A 2,479-nucleotide genomic window follows, 5' to 3' on the forward strand; every position below is an offset into this window, starting at 1 on the left:
CGTCGAACAGATCCGTCGCAAACAGAATCCCGCCCACCAACCCAGCCGGACTCCCATCGGACTCCCGCCGCTCGACCAGATCGAAGGAGAGGTCGAAGCGGGCCGGGGCGTCCTCGGCGGCCGCCTCAGGACGGACGGTGACGCCGGGCAGACTCCACCCGCCGCCTTCCGCGGGGACGCTTTGCAGCGCGAGGTTCACCTGGAACAGGGGGTTGCGGCTCAACGACCGCTCCGGCGCCAGATCGTCCACCAGCCGCTCGAACGGGACGTCCTGGTTGGCGTACGCGGCCAGGTCGCTCTCCCGGACCCGGCGCAACACCTCGGTGAACGACGGGTTCCCGCTCAAGTCCGCCCGCAGCACGAGCGTGTTGACGAAGAATCCGACGAGCTCGTCCAGTGCGGCTTCACCTCGCCCAGCGATGGCCGTACCCAAGGGAATGTCGGTCCCGGCGCCGACCCGGGAGAGCAGAGCCGACAGGGCCGCGTGCACGACCATGAACATGGTGGTTCCGCTGCGCTGCGTCAGCCGCGTGAGCGCGGCGTGCGTGGCCGCGTCCACCTCGAACGGCACGGTGGCGCCTCGGAAGCTGGGCGTCGCAGGCCGGGGCCGGTCGACCGGCAGGACCAGCTCGGCCGGCGCGCCCGCCAGGGCCTGCCGCCAATGCGCCAGCTGCCCGGCGATGAGGCTGTCCTCGTCGTTCAGGTCCCCGAGCACCTCGCGTTGCCACAGGGCGTAGTCGGCGTACTGCACGGCAAGCGGCGACCAGTCGGGAGCGGTCCCGTGCAGGCGGGCCGTGTACGCCTCGCCGAGGTCGCGGGTCAGCACGCCCATCGACCAGCCGTCGACCGCGACGTGGTGCGCGACGATGATCAGCACGAACTCGGTTCCGAGATCCAGCAGGCGGATCCGCCAGGGCAGGTCGGCGCCGAGGTCGAAGCCCGGCGCGGCGAACTCGGCGGCGAGCGCGGCCAGGTTCTCGGAGGTGGCCGGCACGACGGAGAACGGCGGGTGTGCCGCGGGGCCGTCGAGGATGCGCTGCACGGCCACGCCGTCGATCTGCGGGAAGATGGTGCGCAGGGTCTCGTGCCGGTCCGCTACGTCGCCGAAAGCGGCCTCCAGCGCGGCGACATCCAGGTCTCCCGACAGGCGTACGGCGAAGGGCTGGTTGTAGGCGGCGCCTTCGCCGGTGCTCTCGAGGCGGTTGAGGAACCACAGGCGCTGCTGAGCGTACGACAGCGGCAGGTGCTCGGGGCGTTCCCGGCGGGTCAGCGCGGGTCGGCCCTGCCCAGCGCCGACGGCGGCGAGCCTGGAGACCGCCTCCACGGTGGACTCGCTGAAGAGGTCGCTGAAGCTGACGTCGATGCCGAGCGTGGAGCGGAGGCGGGACACGAGGCGCATGGCGGCGAGCGAGTCGCCGCCGAGGTCGAAGAACGACCGGTCGGCCGGCACCCGGTCCACGTCCAGTACGCCCGCGAACACTCCGGCGACGAGCTCCTCGACGGGAGTGGCGGGTAGGCGACCGCCGGAGGCGGAGTCCGGGCTCGGCAGGGCGCTCTGGTCGAGCTTGCCGTTGACCGTGACGGGCAACGCGTCCAGTCTCACCACGGCGGCGGGAACCATGTAGTCGGGAAGACGCTCGGCGGCGAACTCCCGCAGGGCGTCGCCATCAACACCGGAGACCGTGTACGCGACCAGACGCTCGTCGCGCACCACCACAGCAACCTGGTCTACGTCATCATGCCCGGCTAGGACCGCCTCGACCTCACCCAGCTCGACCCGGAACCCGCGCACCTTCACCTGCGCATCCGCCCGACCCGCGAAGAACAGCTCACCGTCGGCCGTCCACCGGGCCAGGTCCCCCGAGCGGTAGAGCCGCCCACCACCGAACGGGTCGGCGACGAACCGGGTAGCGGTCAGCCCTGGACGGCTGTGGTAACCGCGCGCCAGCCCCGGACCGGCGATATACAACTCACCCACCACACCCGGCGGCACCGGACGCAGAAACTCGTCCAGCACATACACCCGGGTATTCGCGATCGGCCGACCAATCGGCGCCTGGTCCACCAACAGACCGCTCATCGTGGCGCACACCGTCGCCTCAGTCGGCCCATACGCATTGACCAGACGACGACCCTGCCACCGCTGGATCAGCCACGACGGGCAGGCTTCACCGGCCACGATGATCGTCTCGATCGATGCGGGCAGCTCGTCGACCGCGGCCAGCACCGATGGCGGGATCGTCGCGTGCGTCCCGCCTTCCAGCGCCTCATACGAAGCCGGGACCAACGTCGCACCTGAGAGCAGGGCCATGCACATCTCGGAGATGGCGGCGTCGAAACTCCACGACGCCAACTGCAACACCCGCGACCGCGTGGTCACACCGAACCGCTCGATCTGCGCTGCCGCGAGGTTCCCCAGACCGCGGTGGGTGACCACCACACCCTTCGGTGTGCCGGTCGAACCCGACGTGTAAATCAC

Annotated in this window: 1 protein-coding gene; it reads right to left on the reverse strand. The window is 70.5% G+C overall.

Annotated features, from left to right (window positions below; all coding sequences use genetic code 11):
* The coding region (locus AB0J80_RS38455) for a condensation domain-containing protein (RefSeq protein WP_364714775.1) at positions 1 to 2,479 on the reverse strand (2,479 nt) is incomplete at both ends.

The sequence above is a fragment of the Actinoplanes sp. NPDC049548 genome (genome assembly GCF_040676695.1).
Classification (GTDB): Bacteria; Actinomycetota; Actinomycetes; order Mycobacteriales; family Micromonosporaceae; genus Actinoplanes.